The organism is Limnobacter thiooxidans (assembly GCF_036323495.1).
GTDB lineage: Bacteria > Pseudomonadota > Gammaproteobacteria > Burkholderiales > Burkholderiaceae_B > Limnobacter > Limnobacter thiooxidans.
The window spans coordinates 704,605-724,418 of sequence record NZ_AP028947.1 but is presented as its reverse complement, the minus strand read 5'-3'; the positions used below and the strand labels follow the sequence as shown (position 1 = coordinate 724,418).

Annotated in this window: 21 protein-coding genes; 16 read left to right on the top strand and 5 right to left on the bottom strand. The window is 54.4% G+C overall.

The genetic code is table 11. The features are described from left to right. Together pdxA and rsmA are read left to right on the top strand one after the other, a co-directional pair. The gene (gene pdxA, locus RGQ30_RS03260; RefSeq protein WP_130558346.1) at positions 1-1,011 is read left to right on the top strand and encodes a 4-hydroxythreonine-4-phosphate dehydrogenase PdxA; all 1,011 of its coding nucleotides are present in this window, start codon (positions 1-3) and stop codon (positions 1,009-1,011) included. After that, a complete protein-coding gene (rsmA, locus tag RGQ30_RS03255; protein ID WP_130558347.1) occupies positions 1,008-1,790 on the top strand; it encodes a 16S rRNA (adenine(1518)-N(6)/adenine(1519)-N(6))-dimethyltransferase RsmA in 783 nt (260 codons plus the stop codon). Before pdxA ends, rsmA begins: the two co-directional genes overlap by 4 nt. Here the strand turns inward: rsmA and murI are convergent. Then, entirely contained in the window at positions 1,772-2,614 is an 843-nt protein-coding gene (murI, locus tag RGQ30_RS03250; protein ID WP_130558348.1) for a glutamate racemase, read from the bottom strand. The two genes, rsmA and murI, sit on opposite strands and share 19 nt — an antisense overlap. 112 nt (positions 2,615-2,726) lie before the next feature. On the opposite strand from murI, the gene RGQ30_RS03245 reads away from it, so the two are divergent. Continuing rightward, on the top strand, positions 2,727-3,584 hold the full coding sequence (locus tag RGQ30_RS03245) for a phosphate/phosphite/phosphonate ABC transporter substrate-binding protein (RefSeq protein WP_130558349.1): 858 nt from the start codon (positions 2,727-2,729) through the stop codon (positions 3,582-3,584). Next, positions 3,581-5,863, top strand: a complete 2,283-nt coding sequence (locus RGQ30_RS03240; RefSeq protein ID WP_130558350.1) for a response regulator — start codon at positions 3,581-3,583, stop codon at positions 5,861-5,863. Before RGQ30_RS03245 ends, RGQ30_RS03240 begins: the two co-directional genes overlap by 4 nt. Here the strand turns inward: RGQ30_RS03240 and RGQ30_RS03235 are convergent, their stop codons facing one another. Then, on the bottom strand, positions 5,864-6,211 hold the full coding sequence (locus RGQ30_RS03235; protein WP_298218955.1) for a RidA family protein: 348 nt from the start codon (positions 6,209-6,211) through the stop codon (positions 5,864-5,866). A gap of 12 nt (positions 6,212-6,223) precedes the next feature. Between RGQ30_RS03235 and RGQ30_RS03230 the strand changes: the two genes are divergently transcribed. Next, positions 6,224-6,742, top strand: coding sequence for an SRPBCC family protein (locus tag RGQ30_RS03230; RefSeq protein ID WP_130558352.1), 519 nt, complete (start codon positions 6,224-6,226; stop codon positions 6,740-6,742). An 18-nt stretch (positions 6,743-6,760) separates the two neighbouring features. Here the strand turns inward: RGQ30_RS03230 and RGQ30_RS03225 are convergent, their stop codons facing one another. Beyond that, positions 6,761-7,099 carry a protein tyrosine phosphatase family protein gene (locus tag RGQ30_RS03225; RefSeq protein ID WP_298218953.1) on the bottom strand — a complete coding sequence of 113 codons (339 nt, stop codon included), beginning with the start codon at positions 7,097-7,099 and terminating at the stop codon, positions 6,761-6,763. Positions 7,100-7,219: 120 nt separating this feature from the next. Here RGQ30_RS03225 and RGQ30_RS03220 point away from each other — a divergent pair, with 120 nt between their 5' ends. The 4 genes from RGQ30_RS03220 to RGQ30_RS03205 all read left to right on the top strand — a co-directional run bounded on the left by RGQ30_RS03220 (position 7,220) and on the right by RGQ30_RS03205 (position 10,745). Beyond that, a complete protein-coding gene (locus RGQ30_RS03220) occupies positions 7,220-8,419 on the top strand; it encodes a multidrug effflux MFS transporter (protein ID WP_130558354.1) in 1,200 nt (399 codons plus the stop codon). 146 nt (positions 8,420-8,565) lie between these two features. Then, entirely contained in the window at positions 8,566-9,435 is an 870-nt protein-coding gene (locus RGQ30_RS03215) for an alpha/beta hydrolase (RefSeq protein WP_130558355.1), read from the top strand. A gap of 91 nt (positions 9,436-9,526) precedes the next feature. Then, the gene (locus RGQ30_RS03210; RefSeq protein WP_130558356.1) at positions 9,527-9,823 is read left to right on the top strand and encodes a hypothetical protein; all 297 of its coding nucleotides are present in this window, start codon (positions 9,527-9,529) and stop codon (positions 9,821-9,823) included. A 19-nt stretch (positions 9,824-9,842) separates the two neighbouring features. Continuing rightward, on the top strand, positions 9,843-10,745 hold the full coding sequence (locus RGQ30_RS03205; protein WP_130558357.1) for an NAD(P)-dependent oxidoreductase: 903 nt from the start codon (positions 9,843-9,845) through the stop codon (positions 10,743-10,745). 623 nt (positions 10,746-11,368) lie between these two features. Here the strand turns inward: RGQ30_RS03205 and RGQ30_RS03200 are convergent. Next, the gene (locus RGQ30_RS03200; RefSeq protein ID WP_130558358.1) at positions 11,369-12,322 is read right to left on the bottom strand and encodes a CysB family HTH-type transcriptional regulator; all 954 of its coding nucleotides are present in this window, start codon (positions 12,320-12,322) and stop codon (positions 11,369-11,371) included. A 124-nt stretch (positions 12,323-12,446) separates the two neighbouring features. On the opposite strand from RGQ30_RS03200, the gene RGQ30_RS03195 reads away from it, so the two are divergent. The 7 genes from RGQ30_RS03195 to cobA are packed head-to-tail and all read left to right on the top strand — an operon-like array spanning position 12,447 to position 19,466. Continuing rightward, complete coding sequence (locus RGQ30_RS03195) at positions 12,447-13,232, top strand: sulfite exporter TauE/SafE family protein (protein ID WP_130558733.1); 786 nt, start codon at positions 12,447-12,449, stop codon at positions 13,230-13,232. Further along, a complete protein-coding gene (locus RGQ30_RS03190) occupies positions 13,233-14,912 on the top strand; it encodes a nitrite/sulfite reductase (protein WP_130558359.1) in 1,680 nt (559 codons plus the stop codon). Next, positions 14,912-15,460, top strand: a complete 549-nt coding sequence (locus RGQ30_RS03185; RefSeq protein WP_130558360.1) for a DUF934 domain-containing protein — start codon at positions 14,912-14,914, stop codon at positions 15,458-15,460. The genes RGQ30_RS03190 and RGQ30_RS03185 overlap by 1 nt, the downstream gene beginning before the upstream one ends. A gap of 2 nt (positions 15,461-15,462) precedes the next feature. After that, the gene (locus tag RGQ30_RS03180; RefSeq protein ID WP_130558361.1) at positions 15,463-16,263 is read left to right on the top strand and encodes a phosphoadenylyl-sulfate reductase; all 801 of its coding nucleotides are present in this window, start codon (positions 15,463-15,465) and stop codon (positions 16,261-16,263) included. 53 nt (positions 16,264-16,316) lie between these two features. Next, positions 16,317-17,240, top strand: a complete 924-nt coding sequence (gene cysD / locus RGQ30_RS03175) for a sulfate adenylyltransferase subunit CysD (protein ID WP_130558362.1) — start codon at positions 16,317-16,319, stop codon at positions 17,238-17,240. Between the two features lie 38 nt (positions 17,241-17,278). Continuing rightward, positions 17,279-18,628, top strand: coding sequence for a sulfate adenylyltransferase subunit 1 (locus RGQ30_RS03170; protein ID WP_420915158.1), 1,350 nt, complete (start codon positions 17,279-17,281; stop codon positions 18,626-18,628). Positions 18,629-18,683: 55 nt separating this feature from the next. Continuing rightward, a complete protein-coding gene (gene cobA, locus RGQ30_RS03165) occupies positions 18,684-19,466 on the top strand; it encodes a uroporphyrinogen-III C-methyltransferase (protein WP_130558364.1) in 783 nt (260 codons plus the stop codon). A gap of 69 nt (positions 19,467-19,535) precedes the next feature. Here the strand turns inward: cobA and RGQ30_RS03160 are convergent, their stop codons facing one another. After that, the gene (locus RGQ30_RS03160) at positions 19,536-19,796 is read right to left on the bottom strand and encodes a hypothetical protein (RefSeq protein ID WP_130558365.1); all 261 of its coding nucleotides are present in this window, start codon (positions 19,794-19,796) and stop codon (positions 19,536-19,538) included. Positions 19,797-19,814 lie beyond the last annotated feature (18 nt).

Genomic DNA, 19,814 nt, shown 5'->3' with positions numbered 1-19,814 from the left:
ATGAACAAGTCTGACTTGCGCCCGATACTGATTACCAGCGGTGAACCCGCAGGCATCGGGCCAGAATTGTGTGCCCTGCTGGCTGAAACAGACCTGGCCGCGCGCCTGGGCAGGCCATTGGTAGTTCTTGGCGATATACCTCTGTTGACGCAAAGGGCAAAATCGGCCGGAATGTTGCCAACATGGACCCAGATCGGGTCTCTGAGTAACATCGAATTGACACCAACATGCCATGTGCTTCACCGGGCGCTGAATGTGGCCTGTGTAACGGGAAAACCCAATCCGGAGAATGCAGGCTATGTGCTGGACTTGTTGAATACCGCTTGCGATGCAAGCTTGAACGGCTTGGCGGCCGCCATGGTGACTGGCCCCATACAGAAATCGGCAATCAGCCCGCACTGGCCTGGTTTTATAGGCCACACCGAATACCTGGCACAGCGCTGTGGCCAGAATGATGTGGTCATGATGCTGGTAGGCGGCCACATGAAAGTGGCATTGGCCACAACCCACATTCCGCTGGCAAAAGTATCTGCTGCCATTACACAGGATTCGTTGACCCGTACCTTGCAAATCATGTTGAAAGACCTGTCGACTTACTGGGGCAAACCCAAGCCTGTGGTGCTCGTGGCGGGTCTCAACCCGCACGCCGGGGAATCTGGTGATTTGGGGGTGGAAGAAATCAACACCATTTCACCTGTCATTCAAGCCTTGCAAGCACAGGGGCATGATGTTCGCGGTCCTTTTCCGGCTGACACCCTTTTTCAACCCAAGTATCTAGAACAATGCGACGCCGTGCTGGCCATGTACCACGACCAGGGATTGCCCGTGCTGAAACATGCCAGTTTTGGTCAAGGCGTGAATATTTCACTGGGTCTGCCCATTGTTCGCACCTCGGTAGACCATGGAACGGCGCTTGATTTGGCAGGCACACGCAATATGGATCCCAGCAGCCTGTTTGAAGCCATAGAATGCGCTCACCACATGGACCTTTGTCGCAGGAACGCGCAATGAAACACCAAGCCAGAAAAAGATTCGGTCAGCACTTCCTGACCGATCAAAGTATTTTGTCCAACCTGATTGGTGAAATGCGTCCCCGCCCCGACGACACGCTGGTTGAAATCGGCCCCGGTTTGGGTGCCCTCACCTTCTGGTTGTTGAAAGCGGTCAATCACCTCCAGGTCATTGAAATTGACAGGGACCTTGCAGAAAAACTGCGCACGGGCCCCTGGAAAGACAAGCTGACCGTACATGAAGTGGATGTGCTGAAATTTGACTTCACGCAGCTTGAAGCACCGTTTCGCGTGGTGGGCAATCTGCCTTACAACATTTCTTCGCCCATACTTTTTACCCTGCTTGATTTTGCAGACAAGGTGATTGACCAGCACTTCATGTTGCAAAAGGAAGTGATTGACCGAATGGTGGCTGCGCCAAAAACCAGCGACTACGGGCGCTTGTCAGTGATGCTGCAAGCCTATTACCACATGGATCATTTGTTCGATGTGCCACCAGAATGTTTCGACCCTCCACCCCGTGTGATCTCGGCCATTGTCCGAATGTCACCCAAGCCGGCACAGGAAAGAGCAGCCATACCCCACGCCCTGTTCAGCAAAGTAGTCAGCACAGCGTTTTCACAACGGCGAAAAATGCTGCGTAACACCTGGAACGGGGTGGTACCTGACCACATCGCCCAAGAGGCGGGGATAGCACTGACCGCGCGTGCAGAGGAAATCTCGGCAGCCCAATTTGTAGACGTGGCGCAGCGGCTGTCGACCTACACAGCCAAAGCCTGAATACGGGCATCAGCCCATTCTTGGCCCAACAAATTCAGCAATTTGGCCTTGAACGCCACAGGGTTGCCAGTGGTGAAAAAGTTTACCCGGTCATTCACAGGGTTGCCCTGCTTTTGGGTTACAGACCCATCGACCAGCAAGCCTTCCGAATCCAGGCGCGCCTTCAACTGTTTGGCAACAGGCAAACCTGTTTCAATAACTGCCACACCCGGGCCTGCCAAACGGGCAATGATCGGGGCTACAAACGGGTAATGCGTGCACCCCAAAACAATCACATCGGCTTGGTGGTTCAACAAATCATGCACCAAGGGTTCTAACAGATTTTCGATGTCAGTCTGTGGCAAAGGGCAAGTTTCAATCAACTCCACAAGCCCGGGGCATGGCTTGGCAATAACGCGTGCCAAGGGCTCGTAACGCTCAACCAGGTTTTTAAAACGCGCGCTGGCCACCGTGTTGGTTGTGGCCAGAATACCCACCACACCCGTGCGTGTCATTAAACTGGCAGGTTTAACAGCGGGCTCCATGCCGACAATCGGCCAATTGGCATACGTGGCCCTGGCTTGACCCGCGGCAGCGGCAGTGGCTGTGTTGCAGGCCATTACCATGGCTTTACAGCCCCTGTTGTGAAGCCAGTGGGACAGGGTCAAGACCCGGTCCGAGATTTGATGCTGGGGTTTGTCACCATAAGGCAGATAACGTTCATCGGCGACAAAATCAAAGCGTTCATGGGGCAAATGGTCAAGCAAGGCAGCAAGCACTGAAAGTCCGCCCACGCCGGAATCGAACACGCCTACAGCCTGGCAGTTCAGGTTTGTTTCAGCCATGCCCTACAGATCCCCGAGAATTGTCTGGCTTAATCGTGTTTGTTCTCATGATTCAATGGCCCAATAAAACCTTAAACTACAGGATGAAATACAAATTGACATTCAAAGACTCATGAACCCATTCAGACGTTGGTCATTCGGCAATATGCTTTGGAGTATTGTCACACTGTTTGGCCTGTGTAGTTTTAATGCGGCCCACAGTGCTGACAACAATTCAACGCTTCGCCTTCTTGTGGTCCCCCAGTTTCCGGCCACTGAAATAAATGCCACTTGGAGCAAAGTGCTTAAAGGCATTGAAAGCGAGAGCCTGCCCAAGATCGAGTTGATTTTCAGCAAAGACATTACTGAATTTGAATCGATGTTTTTGTCGGGGCAAGCCGATTTGATTTACTGCAATCCGTACCACATGGTGATGGCAAAAAAAGCACAGGGCTATGTTCCAATGATCCGTGACACCAAACCCATGAGCGGTATCCTGATCAGCCCAAAAGGGGGTCAGTTTGACAATATTCGCACCTTGACGGACCTCAACGGAAAAACCTTGCTGTTTCCATCACCCAATGCATTCGGTGCCTCTCTTTACATGCGGGCACTGCTCAAGCGTGAGAAGGGTTTGAACTTTGTAACCAGGTACGTTAAAACCCACCCGAACGTCATTCGGGGTGTGGTGCGAAATGAAGGCCAGGCCGGCGGCATGATCAGTGCGACGCTGCTGGCTGAAGACCCGGCCTTGCGTGAGAAGGTCAAAGTCATTTATGAAACTCCCCCCACTGCCCCGCATCCCATTGCTGCCCACCCCCGGGTGGACGCGGTAATGCGAGAAGCGATTTCACAGGCCCTTCTCAATTATCTGAAGCAACACAATGCAGAAGGAGCAGATATACAGATTGCAAATCCAATACGGGCCGTTTACAACCGGGATTACCAGCCACTCGAATTGCTGGGGCTTGAGGAATTTGTATCCAATTGAAGCCGAATTTCCACAGCATCAAGTACCCAAGCCTCGGCACCCAGCTACTGGGCCTTGGGGGCGGCATTGTGTTGCTGCTGGCGCTGGCATTCACTTGGTTCAACACCCAGACACAACGCGAAGAACTGCAGGACGTTTTTACCAAGCAGGCGCGTGCGTTGGCTTTCAACCTGGCTGTATCCAGCAGCAGCCATTTGCTGGAACGTGATTTCTCGGTAATCGAGAATCTGCTCTTGAAAACAGATGGTTTTGAAGACCTTCATTCGGGCACTGTACTGGATCCCACTGGACACATTCTGGCCCAGGTCATTCGAGACCAGGAAAGCAGGCGCCTTAAAGCACACTACAACTCGCAAACCATGATGCTGGGCACATCACCCAGCATCAGTTTCAAGAAATCTCAAAACGGAAAAGTGAAGTATCTCTTGGTGAGTGAACCGGTCGATTCGGGCGGTGTTATTGGCATGGTGGCGCTCGAATTCGATTTGTCTTCGTTGCAGGCCAGCCAGACTGAGTTGATTCAACGCAATATCCTGCTTGCCATCGCCCTGATTGTTCCCGCTACCTTTGCGTCGTGGCTATTCATACGCAAGGTCATTCTTGAATTGAACTCACTCACCGACTTTGCGCAATTGATGGTCAATGACGAGGGGATCAGCCACAAAGTGTCGCCCAGCTCCCGTGAACTGGCGATGTTGCACACAACATTGAACTGGGCCTCCGGGGCGCTTGCCCGCAAGAACAGGGCATTGGAGGAAGCCCGCGTGAAAGCAGACAAATCCAATGACCTGAAATCACAGTTTGTGGCGAACATGAGCCATGAAATTCGTACCCCCCTGAACGGCATTCTGGGGCTAACCGAAATTACACTGGGCACCACCACGCTAGGAGACAAACCCCGACGGAATCTGGAATTGATCCAGTTAAGTGCAGACCATTTGCTGCGGGTGGTGAACGACATTCTGGACTTCTCGAAAATTGATGCCAACAAGCTGGATATTGACCCGATACCTTTTGCGCTAAGGGCCAATGTGCAGGCCATGATCAAAACCGTGTCCAGCGCCTATTCCAAACCCAATGTCAAACTGGTGCTGGAAATTGCGCCCGAGGTACCCGACCACCTGCATGGCGATTGCGCACGAATTCTTCAGGTGTTGAACAACCTGCTCAGCAATGCGCTGAAGTTCACCCAGCAAGGTGTCGTGACGCTGAATATAACGCTTGAGGAATCAAGGGGCCCGAGTCAGCCTTCTGACACCGCACGTGTACATTTTTCGGTTCGGGACAGCGGGATGGGTATATCGGATGCAGCACGCTCGGAAATTTTCAAGGCATTCTCCCAGGCTGAACCTGGAACAGCCCGCAAATATGGCGGCACCGGGCTGGGTTTGACCATAAGCCAGCGTTTGCTGGAATTAATGAACAGCGGCATTGATTTGTGGTCTGAGGAAGGTGTGGGCAGTGAATTCAGTTTTACACTTGCGCTACCTGTGGCGCATGCGCCCAGTCCGGTCAACAACGATGTCGCTCACAACAACATGGAATCAGTACAACTCAAAGACCTGCCAACTCCCGGAATGGGACAAGCCTGTGACACCTTGAGAATTCTCGTGGCCGAAGACAACATGGTGAATCAGGCCTTCATTTCCCATGTGCTGACCCAACTGGGCATTTCCTACCGTTTTGCCGACGATGGCCTTGCTGCGGTGAAGGCCGTTGAAGAGGAAACTTTCGACCTGGTTTTCATGGACATGCACATGCCCAACATGGGCGGGCTGGAAGCGTGTAGAACCATCCTGACGCAACCCAAACATCACAAGCTGCCTATCGTGGGCCTGACTGCGGATGCGATTGCAGACACCCGTGAAGCCTGTATGGCAGCGGGCATGAAAGAATACATTTCCAAACCGTTCAAACGCAGCGACATCGAGAATGTACTGACCCGGCTGAATTTCAAGATTTCGCCCATCCCCATGCAGAATTTTGACCATGATCGGGAGCTGCTGAAGACCACGATGGAAATGATTGTGGCTGAAATTCCCAATCTGCTTGAGGAAATCGAGTTGCGTTTGCAACAGGCACAATGGCTTGATGCAAAACGGGCATTACACACCTTGAAAGGCCATTGCAAACTGATCGGTGAAATGGACTTCGCCAGTTTCCTGCAAGGACTTGAAAACCAACTTGCCAACAGCCAAAGCCCGGCAGAACAGGAATTGAGTCACTTGCGAGTCAACATCAAGGCCTTGCAACACCGGCTAAGGATGTTGAGTCAATAATCAGGCTGCTGCAGCGGTCAACACCAACTCCACTTTCCATCCCTTTCGGGCCAAGCCTTTCACCTCAACACAGGCTCGGGAAGGCGCGCAACCATTGGGCAGCCAAGCCTCCCACACTGCATTGAACCCCTCGTAATCGGTCATGTCTGTCAAAAAGACCTGTACTTGAAGCAGGCGACTTTTGTCCGTACCCGCCTTGGCCAAAACCTTGTCCAGGTTGTTCAGCAAATCCTCGGTTTGTGCAGCGATGTCACCGGTTTCAAGCGTTGGCACTTCAACCAGGTAAACCACGCCGTTGAAGCGAGTGGAATCGGAATAACGTTTTGTAGTACCTTGTCGATCTATCACAGGATCTCCTTCATGAAATTTGAACATTTGGTGCAAATCAACGACCCGGCTTTGCCCGGTGTGGACTGGATGACTCGCCAGCAACTCTGGTTCGGCCTGGTCGCGCGGGCCTGGAAGCCCACCCGATTCATTCTGGGGCTTGAAGATGCGCAGGTCATGGAAACCGGCCAACAAGGCACAGTCACGACGCTTTCACGGGTATTGAACTATGGGCCTTTCCAGATATCTGACATCACTGAACTTCACGAGGAAGAGCGTACCGAAACACGAATTGCAGCGAATCAGTTTTGCGGCGACAGCACCCTGACCATTTCCATCGAAGAACCGGTTGAAGGTGAGCTGTGGCTCAGGTTCAAGTACCAGGTCAACGATGCGCCGACTTCAGACGGCGTGCCAGGTGCCTCATCCAGCGACATGGATGAGATGCGCAAGCAGGCCTACAAGGCTGCCGACATCGACACGGTTCAAATGATCCGGGAACTGGCCTTGGCCATGCCCCAGCACACCCCTGGCCAGCGGAAAGACCATTGAGCAGCGCACAGTGCCGTTTTACCGCAAGGCGCTGGCACCCATGTAAATCTGCCCGGAACGGTTGCCACTTCGGCAATAGGCCAGCACCGGTTTTTCTGCTGCGTCAAGAATGCGGTTGAATTCCTCCAGCAAAGCCTGGGAAGGTGGCTGACCCACATCCATGGGCAGGTAATGAATGGCCAACCCCAGGCTTTTCGCCTTCGCCTCAATGTCAGCGCGGCCGAAGTCACCCGACATTTCATGGTCGGGCCGATTGTTCACAATGGTTTTAAAGCCCAGCTCTGCAATGGTCTCCAGATCGTTCGGGGTGATTTGACCGCAAACGGCCACATCGTCACTCAGTTGCCTGATACTCATTCCGCATTTCCTTTTCAACATTGACAATGGACGAGACACTAATCCGAGTGCTCTGCCCCTGTCAAACTTCATTGTGATAGAGCCAACGCATTGAACGCGTACAATGCCTGAACCCACTGTATGAACACGCTGTCTGGAAATCCTGTTTTGATCAACCGCCCCCTGTTTTTTCTTCTGGCTGCACTGTCGGCATTTGCTCCACTGGCCATCGACCTGTATTTACCCAGCCTCGCCGCAATTGGTGACGAATTACAAGCTTCATCGGGGCAGGTGCAACAGACAGTGACGGTGTTTCTTGCTGGTTTTGCGCTCGGCATGCTGTTTTATGGGCCGCTTTCTGACAGGTACGGGCGCAGGCGTGTCATTTTTGCCGGTACCACCGTTTTTGTGGCAGCCAGCGTGGCTTGCATGTTGGCACAAAGCATTGAACAACTTCTGGTGTTCCGTCTGCTTCAGGCTTTTGGCGGCGGAGCCGCGGCAGTCATTTCTCGCGCTGTGGTCCGCGACCTGTTTGGCGAAACCGACTCAGCCCGGGTCATGGCCATGATCGCAATGGTTACGTCATTGGCTCCCATGGTGGCCCCGCTGCTTGGCGCCTACATTCTCGAATTGGGCAGTTGGCGCTACGAATTTCTGGCACTTGCCTTGTTCGGGCTGGCTTGCACCGTGGCCACCTATGTCCTGTTGCCTGAAACCCTTGGCCAGGGGCGAAGCCAAAGTTCAATAGCCCATGCTTTTCAGGGCTATTCAATTGTGCTGAAACAGGCCAATGCACGAATGCTTATTTTGGCAGGCGGCGGGCACTTCGCGGCAATGTTTGCCTACATCACGGGCACGCCGTTTGTGTACATTGAATTCTTTGGGCTCAGTGAAAAAACCTATGCCCTGCTTTTTGGTTCCAACATTTTGACGTTGATTGCTTTCGGATATGTGTCAACGCGGCTGGTGAAGCGTACTGGCACCACACTACTGATTCAGGTGGGTTCCGCACTGGGTTTACTGGGTGCACTGTTCGTGCTGGCCAGCGCCTGGAACGGTGGCAACCAGCCGTGGAACCTGGGGCTGATGGTTTCCGGTTTTTGGCTTTGTGTGGGTTCGCTGGGACTGGTTGCACCGAATACCACCGCGCAGTTGCTGGGCAAAAACCCCAACAACGCTGGTGCGGCATCTGCCCTTTACGGCTGTGCCCAGTTCGGGCTGGGTGGCTTGGCCAGCTGGGCAGTGTCGCTGGTGCATGATGAAACCGCCTTGCCAATGGCCGGCACAGTGCTGGTTTTTGCAGCGCTGGCCTGTGCATCAAGCCAACGATTGAAACGCTGAACTTTTCATTGTAATCACAAAATTATTGCCACTGCGTTTAAGCACGAGTGAAATTGGCCTGAAAATTGGACTTTTTGGTCCCTTTACGGTATGTTGTGACACAAATTTATCTGTTCAACAACCCAATCAAACATTCGCACTGCCATATGGCCGACACAAAAGCCCAGAGTGGCGAGAACCAACCCGATGTGGATTGGCTCGAGAGCCAATACAACGTTCGCTCTTACCTGCCCGACCACCCCAAAACATTCGCTCGCTGGGCCGAACAGTCCCGCTACGCCCGTTTTGATCTGGACGGCTACTGGAATCAGTATTTCGGAGAGTCCGAAGCAGAAACCGTTGACGTAATTCCCGGGAAGCCCGGCAAGCCCCTGCTGATCTTCATTCATGGTGGCTACTGGCGCTCGCTCGACAAATTCGATTTCACCTACCTGGCCAAACCTTACGTGGCCCGGGGTTACTCGGTTGCCCTGTTGAATTACGGGTTGATCCCCCGTGTCACCATTGAGGACAGCGTGCGTCAAACCCTGCGGGGTATTGAGTGGCTGTATCGCCAGGCAGACCGGTTCGGCTTTGATGCCAACCAGATCGTGGTGTGCGGTCACTCAGCCGGCGGCCATTTGGGCGTGATGAGCGCCTTGGCATTCTGGCCTTTGTGGGCATCCGATCTTCCACAAGACCTGGTGAAGTCCGTGATTGCCATTTCCGGCATTTACGACCTAAGCCCCTTGGTGCACACACCGTTTATCCAGAAAGACCTGAAACTGAACCAGAAGCGCACCCGCATGGTGAGCCCGGCCCTCATGCCCAAGCCCACCATTCCGGTTCACCTGGCTTTTGGAACCAAGGAAACAGACGCGTTCAAGGAGCAGAGTGCTTACCTGGCTTCGCACTGGGGTCTGAACCCGCCTTTGCAAGTGAATGCGGATCACCTGAGCATTTGTGACAGCATTGCGGACCCCAACAGCGAGCTGTTCATGCTGATTCAAAACCAGTTGCTGCTGCCCTCGCATTAAGAACTGAATGGGTTATCCACCCATGTTCGGTAAACTGCTTTTCTGGCCGGTGTCGTATAAATCAAATGTACACACCAGCCAGGAGGCAAAAATGCCCCTCACAATCGCATACTCCAACGCAGCCAACGCACTTGGCCGGCGTTACCCCGACGGCCAAACACTGATGCGCCGCCGCACACTTCGTCAAACTGCAAAACAGTTCAAGGTGGGCACAGAGGTGTTAATGGACAACAAGCCTGCCACGGTGATTGCCTACAACATTGCTGAATTTGGCCGCTGGATTTCAACCAGTCACCCGGTGCTGGTCCGACTGCACACCGGCCAGTTGCAGTACTGCCGCTTGAGCGACCTGCAAATTGCTGAAAACCCGAGCATTCACGCCCACTGAAGCTGTCTATAATCCGGGGATGACTACATCATCCCCCACATCAAACACCATTGGTTTCATTGGGCTGGGCAACATGGGTTCCGCCATGGCCAGCCACCTTTGCAAGGCTGGCTACACCGTGCTGGCCTGGGCCAGGAGTCCAGCAAGCTTTGAAACACTCGCGCACCTACCATTGCAGGCTCAAAGTAGTATTGAAGCGCTGTGCGCCAATACCAAACTCATTGCCCTGAATGTCACCAACACCGCTGACGTGGAGTCTTTGCTGTTTCGCCAAGGCGGTATTGCGCAACACGCGCAGCGCGGAAGTATCGTCGTGGACTTCAGCACGATTGACGCGGCCGCAGTGGCTGAATTTGCCCCCCGCCTGAAAACCCTCGGCATTGATTACATCGACTGCCCTGTTTCTGGCGGCGTTGCAGGCGCACGCGCCGCGACATTGAGCATGATGGCGGGCGGTGACTTGGCTGCATTTCAGCGCATTGAACCCATGCTGCACCACTTGGGAAAAACCATTCGCCACGTGGGACCTTCCGGTGCGGGGCAAGCGATCAAAGCCGCCAACCAGATGGTGATGTGCATTCAACTTGCGGGCATTGCCGAAGCCATGAACTATGCGCTGGAGCAAGGTGCTGACCTGGCCATTGTGCTGGAACTGTTACAGGCAGGTTTGCCGGCCAGCCGTGTGCTGGATTGGGCAGGCCCCCACATGGTGAAAGGTTTTTCCGACCCGGTTTCAATTGAAGCGCATTTGCATGCGAAAGACATGCACATGATCGCGGATGCAGCCCGCAAGCAGGGTCTGCATTTGCCACTACTGTTCAAGACGGCGGAACTGCTTGATGAACTGGTGGCCAATGGGCCGCCGAGCCAGGACACATCGCGAGTATTTCAGATCGTGCAAAAGCACATGCGAGGCGAGTAGCCCCACAGCTCCAATCGTCAAGCAGCACAACCGCACTGGTCGCACATCACAACCGCCGCCGTCACAGCACAACCGCCGCCGTCACAGCACAACCGCCGCCGTCACAGCACAACCGCCCTGGTCGCACAGCACAAGCGTGGCCTTCACAGCACAACCGCCCTGTTCGGGTCTTGGCACAGCCCGAATTCCCCCAACCAATCTTCTGGCTCGGGTCATGCAAAGCGCAATGGCGCCTTTGCATCGGCTCTACAAGTCGAGCCGCCCCTCGCTGCGAAAATGTTGGGCGGGCTGGCCTTGAATCGACCCAAACAGGGCAGCATGTGCTGCTTGTCGCGTGCTGCGCGATGCAGTGTGCGATGTGCGATGTGCGGTGTGCGGTGTGCAGGTTTGATTGGTAGCGCAGGTGCTTGTTGCGACAGTCGGGAAAATCTGCCCAAGCGTGCCAAGCCGGGCCGGTGCCCCAAAGGGGCGGAATCCGCCCCGAGCGCTTTTTTCGAGGGGCGGTTTCAGGCTAGGCAAGGCTCAGCTTGGGAGAAACAGATTTTCCGTCGCAACAGCCACTGCGCTTCAGTCAAACCCACCTCGCCGCATCATCAAAACCTCCTGCTCACACTCCACCTATCTCAAATATCGTAAGCATCCCCACCGCCAAGAACACGGTCAATCAGCTTCGGTGTCAACATCGGCGCAAACACGGCAATGAATTCGTACATCAGCGTACGCATGAACACACCCTGCCGCAAGGCAATCCGGGTGGTGTTGCGGCCAAACAGGTGATCTACCGGCACAGCCACAAGTCCCTTGTCTTTTTCAGCGTCAAAAGCCACTTCGGCAATAATGCCCACGCCCAGCCCCAAGCCCACGTAGGTCTTGATCACGTCTGCGTCAATCGCTTCCAGTACCAAATCAATCGTGACGCCTGCCTTCTGAAATGCCGCGTCAATTTTCTTGCGCCCGGCAAAGTGGGTTTCGTAGGTGATCACGGGCATGTTGTCAAAATCAGCCAGTGCAATTTTCCGTTTACCCTGCGCAAACTCCTTGAGTAAAGGCGAATCAACAGGCGCCACCGCCACATGCCCCCAGTCGTAGCAGGGGAATGTGACCAAATCCGGCTCATCGGCCAGGGCTTCTGTGGCCACTGCCAAATCCGCCTGGTCTTTGCGCACCCACTGCGCCAATTGTTCGGGTGTCCCCTGGAGGAGAATCAACTTCACCTTCGGGAATTTCTTGCGAAATACGGCCACGGCTTGTGGCAATACGTAACGGGCCTGGGTGTGGGTCACTGCCACAGTCAACTGACCGCTTTCACGCGCTGCAAATTCCTCGCCCACCCGTTTGATGTTTTCCATTTCGGCCAACACCCGCTCGCAAGCTTGATACACCAATTCGCCTGGTGGCGTCAGGCCTTTGATCCGCTTGCCATGGCGCTTGAAAATCTGAAAACCCAGTTCCTCCTCAAACTCGATGATGGCTTTGGACACGCCGGGCTGCGACGTGAATAGCGCTTTGGCTGCGTCAGTCAGGCTGAAGTCGTGGCGAACTGCTTCCCGAACAAATCGAAGCTGGTGCAAGTTCATAAAAACCCTTTATTCCGCAGGGGAATATATAAATGGAAATACTATCGTTTGAATTATAAGGCGATGCGCCTACACTTCAAGTCCCAAAAAACCATTTTGATCGAGCTTTCACGTGCCTTTCGACATCAACATAGTCTATGTAGCTTCTGGCCTGGCGGTCGGCCTTCTGGTCGGCCTTACTGGCGTTGGGGGCGGCTCTTTGATGACACCGCTGCTAACTGTACTGTTTGGCGTGCCCGCCACCACGGCGGTGGGCACCGACCTCGCGTTTGCCGCAATTACCAAGGGCGCTGGCACCGTTGTGCACCGTCTACGCAATACAGTTAACTGGAAAATTGTTGGCTTGGCCTGTTTGGGAAGCGTACCGGCTTCTTTGATTACCATAGCGGTGCTTCACGGGCTTGATATTCAGAATGCCGGCAAAGGCAGCCCGATTGATGTGTTTATCCGCTGGTCGATTTCAATCTGCGTCATGCTGACCGTTGGTGTACTGATTTTTAAAACCAGGATTGTTCTGTGGCTGCAGAACACGCCAAAGGCGCAACTGCAGGAAAAAACCCGTACCATCGCCACCGTGGTAGCCTTCGCCCTCATTGGCATGCTGGTCACAGTGTCGTCGATTGGCGCAGGTGCAATTGGTGCCATGGTACTCATCATGTTGTATCCGCACCTGAAGGCCTCTGAAATTGCAGGCACCGACATTGCCTATGCAGTACCACTGACTACTGTGGCTGCTTTCGGGCACTTCAGCCTGGGCACGGTTGACTTTGGCTTGTTGGGTGCGTTGTTGATCGGCTCCATTCCCGGCATAACGATTGGCAGTTATTTAAGTCGCGCGGTACCTGAAAGGTTCTTGCGCGGGGTATTGGCCACGACCCTCACCGCCGTGGCCGCAAAATTGGTGATGTAAATGTACAAATACGACGACTATGACCACGCCCTTGTACGCGAACGCGTGGCCCAGTTTCGCAACCAGACAGAACGCTTCCTGAAGGGCGAGCTGACCGACGAAGAGTTCCGCCCTCTGCGCCTGCAAAATGGCCTGTACATCCAGCGCCATGCACCCATGTTGCGCGTGGCCATTCCTTACGGATTACTCGGTGCGAAACAGTTGCACAGGCTCGCCGACATCTCGGCGAAGTACGATAGAAACTACGCCCACTTCACAACCCGTCAGAACATTCAATACAACTGGCCGACCCTGGAAAGCATTCCCGACATTCTGGCTGAACTGGCCGAAGTCGAAATGCACGCCATTCAAACCAGCGGCAACTGCATTCGCAACACCACCAGCGATCCATTTGCCGGCATTGCGAAAGACGAATTCGTGGACCCACGCCCCTTCTGCGAACTGATTCGCCAGTGGAGCACCTTCCACCCGGAATTCGCCCACCTACCCCGCAAGTTCAAGATTGCGGTCAATGGCGCGGCTGTAGATCGTGCTGCCGTGCAAGTGCACGACATTGGCGTGAACCTGACCCGCAATACTGCTGGCGAAGTGGTCGCGCAAGTATTGGCAGGTGGCGGCCTGGGCCGTACACCGGTGATTGGCTCGGTCATCAAGAACGACCTGCCCTGGCAGGAACTGCTGACTTACATTGAAGCCGTGATGCGCGTGTACAACCGCTACGGCCGTCGCGACAACCTGTACAAAGCCCGCATCAAAATTCTGGTGCGTGCCATTGGCCCCGAAGAATTCGCCAAACAGGTTGAAGAAGAATGGCAGCACATCAAGGGGGGGGGGTCGGTGATTCCGCAGAAGGAATTTGACCGAGTTTCATCTTTCTTCACAGCGCCCGCCTACACAAAATTCAGCGCCGAGGAAGTTGCAAAAACCGCCGAGCACAACAAAAACCTTCGCGCCCAGCATGTTGGTTTTGACCGCTGGTTGATCCGCAACGCGCGTGAACACCGCCAGCCGGGTTACGTGGCCATCAGCATTTCCCTGAAGCGCCCCGGCATTGCCCCAGGCGACGCGAATACCGAAGAAATGCACCTGATTGCCGATTTGGCTGAACAGTATTCATTCGGTGAACTGCGTGTAACGCACGAACAAAACTTCGTGTTGTCCGACGTGGCTGAACAGGATTTGTTCGAGCTGTGGAGCACCCTGAAAGAACACAACCTGGCCATGCCCAACATTGGTTTGGTTTCAGACATGATTGCCTGCCCCGGCGGCGATTTCTGCTCACTGGCCAATGCCAAGTCCATCCCGATCGCACTGGGCATTCAGGAAGCCGTGGACAACCTGGACTACCAGTTTGACTTGGGCGACCTCAGCCTGAACATTTCAGGTTGCATCAACTCCTGTGGCCACCACCACATCGGCAACATCGGCATTCTGGGTGTCGACAAAAACGGGGAAGAGTGGTACCAGGTCACCTTGGGTGGCCGCCAGGGCAATGACGCTTCAATTGGGAAAGTGATTGGTAAATCGTTTTATGCCGAAGACGTACCCGGTGTGGTCGTGAAGCTGCTGGAAGTGTTTGTCCGTGAGCGTCATGAAGACGAACTGTTCATCGACACGCTCGACCGCATCGGTGCAGACCCCTTCAAAGACCACGTGTACGCCAACAAGGAGGCTGCATAATGTCTTCTACTGAAAACAAGATCATCTCCAAGCCACTGAACGGTCAGGCTCAAATTGTGGCCGACCAATTTCTGGTGGTTGAAGCCGGTACAGCCGAGGCACCTGTGGCTGTTCCAGCTGACGGCAAAGTGCTGGTGCACTTGTCTGTTTGGGAAGCCCAGAAAACGGAATTGACAACACGCGCTCAGGCGGGTGAATTGGGTGTTTACCTGAACCCGGAAGACAACCCCGAGCAGTTACAAGGTGACGTGAATGTGTTGAAGCTGATTGCATTCAACTTCCCGGTGTTCAAGTACGGTCAAGGCTATTCAGGCGCGGTGCTGTTGCGCACACGCTATGGTTTCACAGGCGACATTCGCGCTTTTGGGGACATTTGGCGCGACCAGTTTTTTTACCTGGCGCGCTGCGGTTTCACGCAATTTGACATCAAGGAAGGCAAATCGCTGGAAGACGCATTGAATGCGTTTGCAGACTTCACCATTCCTTACCAAACCAGTGCCGATGGTTCTTTGCCCGTGTTCAACCGCCGGGCGGCAGCAGGAGCGTAAGCATGAATGCAGTGAATTCCCAAGCACGCTTTCACAGCGTGGACGCTGTAGTGGAAAACAAGGTCTTAACTGAACAACCCATCGCCGTGTTTCGTGGCCCGCACCAACCAGCAACAGAGATTGCTGAAAAAGTGAAAGCCCTTGAAACCTTGCTTACCGATGCTGCCAGTGAATTCGATTCAATTGCATTGGCCAGCAGCCTCGCTGCCGAAGACAATGTGCTGTTTGATGCCATCGCCCGCCTGAAGCTGAATATTCGCGTGTTCAGCCTGAACACAGGTCGCCTGAACCAGGAAACACTGGATGTGGCGCCTGCCTTGCTGGCCAAATATGGCCACACGGTGCAGTGGTTTGAACCACAAGCCGAGGCAGTTGAAAACTATGTGAACACCAAAGGCCTGGATGCTTTTTATGAAAGCACAGCCCTGCGCAAGGAATGCTGCGGCATTCGCAAGGTAGAACCCCTGGCCCGTGCGCTGAAAGGTGCAAAGGCCTGGATTACAGGGCAGCGCCAAGCGCAAGCAGCCACACGCGCCACCTTGCCTGTGCGGGAATTCGACGCCGACCGCGGCATCGAAAAATTCAACCCGCTGGCGGATTGGAGCGAGGCCGATGTGTGGACCTACGTTCGCCAGTACGATGTGCCGGTCAACAAGTTGCACTTCGAAGGTTTTCCTTCAATTGGTTGCGAACCCTGCACACGCGCAATCACAATTGGCGAAGACATTCGCGCAGGTCGGTGGTGGTGGGAAGACCCCACCAGCAAGGAATGCGGTTTGCACAATGCCAACCTGAAAAAATAAGCCTGAGCGCTAAACACTGAACACTTGAAACGACTAACAAGCTGAGAACAATCATGAGTACCCAAGCTAGTACGCAACTACACACCATGTCCCACCTGGACTGGCTTGAAGCAGAAGCCATTTACATCATGCGCGAAGTGGCAGCCGAATGCGCTCGCCCCGCCATGTTGTTCTCGGGTGGCAAAGACTCCATCGTGATGTTGCGCTTGGCTGAAAAGGCATTTCGCCCAGGCAAGTTTCCGTTCCCGCTGGTGCACATTGACACCGAGCACAACTTCCCTGAAGTGATCGAATTTCGTGACTGGAAAGCCAAGCAACTGGGTGAAGAACTGATCGTGCGTTCACTGGAAGGCTCGATCAAGAAAGGTACCATTCGCCTGCCCCACCCTGACGCCTCGCGCAATGCATTCCAAAGTGTGACCTTGCTGGAAACTCAAGAGGAATTCGGCTTTGACGCCCTGATGGGCGGTGCCCGCCGGGATGAAGAAAAAGCCCGCGCCAAGGAACGTATTTTTTCTTTCCGCGACGGTTTTGGCCAGTGGGACCCAAAAAGCCAGCGCCCTGAACTTTGGGACCTGTACAACACCCGCGTGCACCCCGGTGAACACATGCGCGTATTCCCCATTTCCAACTGGACTGAACTGGATGTGTGGCAATACATTGAACGTGAAAAGCTGGAACTGCCCAACATTTATTACGCCCATGAACGCGAAATCATTGAGCGCAATGGCCTGCTGGTTCCAGTGACTGAAATGACCCAACCCAAGGCCGGTGAAACCGTGACCACCCGCACAGTGCGTTTCCGTACCGTCGGTGACATCACATGCACCTGCCCAGTTGCCAGCACTGCTGCCAACCCGATCGAGATCATTGCTGAAACCGCAGTGACCGACATCACCGAGCGCGGCGCAACCCGCATGGACGATCAAACCTCCGAGGCCTCCATGGAGCGCCGCAAGAAAGAAGGTTATTTCTGATCCCCGGGCCCACGAGAAAATACAACGAGATGAACACCATGAATGCAATCACTGAAGCCCTGAAACTGGGCACCCAAGAGCACGGCGTGCTGCGCTTCATCACCGCCGGTTCTGTCGATGACGGAAAGTCCACCCTGATCGGCCGCCTGCTGTTTGAAAGCAAGGGCATTTTCGCTGACCAGCTCGCCGCGATTTCCAAGGCAAAAAACAAGCGCACCGCGGGCGACACCATCGACTTTTCTCTGCTGACCGACGGCCTGGAAGCAGAACGCGAGCAAGGCATCACCATCGACGTGGCCTACCGCTATTTCGCCACGCCCGTGCGCAAATTCATCGTGGCCGACACACCGGGCCATGAACAGTACACACGAAACATGGTTACTGGCGCTTCCACAGCAGACGTGGCAATTGTGCTGGTGGACATCACCCGCGTGGCGTTCGAGAAAGGTGAAGAAGGCCTGAAAGCAACATTGCTGGCCCAAACCAAGCGCCACAGCGCGATTGCCGGCAAGCTGGGCATTCCAGCCATTCTGTTTGCCGTGAACAAGATGGACTTGGTGGATTTTGATCAGGAAAAATTCATCGCCACTGAAAAAGCAGTGCGTGAACTGGCTGTCACTGTCGGTGTTCAGGAAGCCCTGGTACTGCCGATTTCTGCGCTGACTGGCGACAACGTGGTCACTGCAAGCCCCAAAACACCCTGGTACACAGGCCAGCCCCTGTTGCCCATTCTGGAAAACATTCCCAGCCGTGCAGACCGCGCGGAAGCCGCACACAAGGTGGGTTTCCGTTTCCCGGTGCAGTTGGTAGCCCGTCATGACGGCCACAAGGCCGACGACTTCCGCGGCTACATGGGCCGGGTGGAAGGCGGCAGCGTGAAAGTGGGCGACACAGTGGTGGTGCACCCTTCAGGCCAAAACGCCGTGGTGTCGCGCATCGTATTCCTGAATGAGGACCTGCCAGAAGCTCTATTAGGCCAATGTGTTACCTTGGTACTGGACCGCGATGTGGATGTTTCCCGTGGCGACCAGATTGTGAGCAGCGTAGACACAGTTAGCCACACACCGGTGAGAGCACTGACCGCCGACATTTGCTGGCTGGACAACGAACCCTTGAACCCGGCCCGCAAATACTGGATCAAGCAGACCACCCGCCAAACCCAGGCCAAGATCAAGTCAGTGAACCAGGTGCTCGACATTCACACCCTGCTGCATGGCGAAAGCACCAAAACGGTGCAAATGAATGACATTGCGCAGATTGAATTGGTGCTTGCCCAGCCCATCGTGGCAGATTTGTACACAGAATGCCGCGCCACAGGCAGTTTTATCCTGATTGACAGTGCCACCAACCAAACTGTGGCAGCTGGCATGATCGTTGCAAAGCAGTAATCAACAACCCATCACCCGGTTGTTGGTTGCTTGTTCTTAAATAGGGACTTTTGAGATGGGACGCGTTGTATTGATTGGTGCAGGTCCAGGGGCGGAAGATTTGATCACCGTTCGTGGCTTGAAGCTGTTAATGCAGGCAGACTGTGTGTTTCACGATGCATTGGTCAGTCCCTCTCTTCTTTCTGAAGCCCACCCCGATGCCAAACTGGTCGCCGTTGGAAAACGTTGCGGCCAAAAATCCACTGCCCAGCACTTCATCAACAAACAGCTTGTTGAAGCCGCTGAACAATACAAACTGGTGGTTCGCCTGAAAGGCGGAGACCCCATGGTATTTGGCCGAGCGGATGAAGAAATTACTGCGTTGAAAGCCGCTGGCCACACCGTGGAAGTGGTGCCCGGTGTCACTGCTGCACTGGCTGCTGCAAGCAGCTTGCAGGCCTCGCTCACCTTGCGTGGCGTTGCCCGCAGCCTGACCCTGACTACACCGTCTGTCGGCAGTGACGAAACACCAAGCACAGACCTGTTTACCGGCACGGAAAACGACACAGTAGCCGTGTACATGGGTTTGCGTCAGGCGGGCCCTTGGGCAGCCGCATTGCTTGAAAAAGGCAGGAATGCCAACACACCGGTTATTCTGTGTGAAAGCGTGTCCTTGCCTGCAGAAAAATTCACACCCTTGAACCTGGGCCGACTGCCCTTGTTTTCTGCAGAACAACTAACGGATGGGCCTTGCCTGATCCTGATCGGCAAGGCCTTGGCCAAGGCATGTGTCGAGTTGCAACTGCTGAAACACAACCCAGAAGAAATCGCGTTGCCTGACTTCTTCCGGGCGGCCTGAATTATCAGGCTACCTCAACGAATCGACCGATCAATCTCGGTTGCTCTGCCTCAGCCAAATAGCCGCAGCTTAGCCTGCTGAAGCCTCGCATTTTTTCATGAAAGAATTTTTGGCGGCCCCTGCCAGTTTCTTGCCGTCTTTGCTGAGGGCACGTTCTTCGCATGACGCCTTCATGTCAGCCAGGCATTTTTTCACGAAGGAATTTTTTGCAGCCCCAGCCAAGGGCTTGCCTTCCTTGCTCACCGCCTTGGCCTGACAGGCCGCCTCAGTGGACTGCGCATACGCGGGCACTGAACAACACAGAACAGCCAACACCAACCATTTCTCCATGATGAATCTCCAGTTTGT

Excerpts from the sequence above, each read along its gene's own strand:
- pdxA (WP_130558346.1), top strand. The coding sequence starts at position 1 with ATGAACAAGTCTGACTTGCGCCCGATACTGATTACCAGCGGTGAACCC.
- rsmA (WP_130558347.1), top strand. The coding sequence starts at position 1,008 with ATGAAACACCAAGCCAGAAAAAGATTCGGTCAGCACTTCCTGACCGAT.
- murI (WP_130558348.1), bottom strand. The coding sequence starts at position 2,614 with ATGGCTGAAACAAACCTGAACTGCCAGGCTGTAGGCGTGTTCGATTCC.
- RGQ30_RS03245 (WP_130558349.1), top strand. The coding sequence starts at position 2,727 with ATGAACCCATTCAGACGTTGGTCATTCGGCAATATGCTTTGGAGTATT.
- RGQ30_RS03230 (WP_130558352.1), top strand. The coding sequence starts at position 6,224 with ATGAAATTTGAACATTTGGTGCAAATCAACGACCCGGCTTTGCCCGGT.
- RGQ30_RS03225 (WP_298218953.1), bottom strand. The coding sequence starts at position 7,099 with ATGAGTATCAGGCAACTGAGTGACGATGTGGCCGTTTGCGGTCAAATC.
- RGQ30_RS03220 (WP_130558354.1), top strand. The coding sequence starts at position 7,220 with ATGAACACGCTGTCTGGAAATCCTGTTTTGATCAACCGCCCCCTGTTT.
- RGQ30_RS03215 (WP_130558355.1), top strand. The coding sequence starts at position 8,566 with ATGGCCGACACAAAAGCCCAGAGTGGCGAGAACCAACCCGATGTGGAT.
- RGQ30_RS03210 (WP_130558356.1), top strand. The coding sequence starts at position 9,527 with ATGCCCCTCACAATCGCATACTCCAACGCAGCCAACGCACTTGGCCGG.
- RGQ30_RS03205 (WP_130558357.1), top strand. The coding sequence starts at position 9,843 with ATGACTACATCATCCCCCACATCAAACACCATTGGTTTCATTGGGCTG.
- RGQ30_RS03200 (WP_130558358.1), bottom strand. The coding sequence starts at position 12,322 with ATGAACTTGCACCAGCTTCGATTTGTTCGGGAAGCAGTTCGCCACGAC.
- RGQ30_RS03190 (WP_130558359.1), top strand. The coding sequence starts at position 13,233 with ATGTACAAATACGACGACTATGACCACGCCCTTGTACGCGAACGCGTG.
- RGQ30_RS03185 (WP_130558360.1), top strand. The coding sequence starts at position 14,912 with ATGTCTTCTACTGAAAACAAGATCATCTCCAAGCCACTGAACGGTCAG.
- RGQ30_RS03180 (WP_130558361.1), top strand. The coding sequence starts at position 15,463 with ATGAATGCAGTGAATTCCCAAGCACGCTTTCACAGCGTGGACGCTGTA.
- cysD (WP_130558362.1), top strand. The coding sequence starts at position 16,317 with ATGAGTACCCAAGCTAGTACGCAACTACACACCATGTCCCACCTGGAC.
- RGQ30_RS03170 (WP_420915158.1), top strand. The coding sequence starts at position 17,279 with ATGAATGCAATCACTGAAGCCCTGAAACTGGGCACCCAAGAGCACGGC.
- cobA (WP_130558364.1), top strand. The coding sequence starts at position 18,684 with ATGGGACGCGTTGTATTGATTGGTGCAGGTCCAGGGGCGGAAGATTTG.
- RGQ30_RS03160 (WP_130558365.1), bottom strand. The coding sequence starts at position 19,796 with ATGGAGAAATGGTTGGTGTTGGCTGTTCTGTGTTGTTCAGTGCCCGCG.